Below are 463 nucleotides of genomic sequence, written 5' to 3' on the forward strand. Positions count from 1 at the left end.
AGGTGCGCTCTCCCGACGGCTCGCCGCCCTACGTGGTGCGTTGGCTGGTAAACGGGCACGAGACGACGGTGTACCCCGGCTCTGACGCGGTGGGTGTCACCGCCGCCGAGCATGTTGATGCCGAACGACGCGCTGCGGAGCGGGCCGGTCACACCGCGAAATAGCGCCGAGCGGTTACATCACATCGATGTGTGCCGGCGGCCTGCGGCCTATCGAGATCTGGGTTCCTGATGTAACACTCCCGGGCTAACCGCGAAGCGCACTGCCAATCCGCGCTTGTCGCCGCCCGCGAACGGGATCCAGACGGTCAAGCCGTTGTCGATGCGATCGCAGCCGGCTGGGACGACGCTACCTCAGGTGTGGCGGGGTGATATCTACACTGCCGCGGCGCGAGGTGCGATATCGATTGCCACATGAACAGACCGAACCGCCGCGCGCATCGTTTCGTCACCCTCGTAATGCA

The 463-nt window shown here is 65.2% G+C and carries 1 protein-coding gene and 1 pseudogene; both read left to right on the forward strand.

Annotation, left to right across the window (positions count from 1 at the left end):
- On the forward strand, nt 1-164 hold a 164-nt coding region (locus F0Q45_RS26735), incomplete at its 5' end, for a DUF1918 domain-containing protein (protein ID WP_149656674.1).
- Nucleotides 165-187: 23 nt separating this feature from the next.
- Nucleotides 188-371: pseudogene (locus tag F0Q45_RS26740) on the forward strand (antitoxin MazE-like protein).
- The last annotated feature ends 92 nt before the right edge of the window (nt 372-463 follow it).

Origin of the sequence: Mycobacterium simiae, assembly GCF_008370645.1 — a bacterium.
In the GTDB taxonomy this organism is placed as follows: Bacteria; Actinomycetota; Actinomycetes; order Mycobacteriales; family Mycobacteriaceae; genus Mycobacterium; species Mycobacterium simiae_A.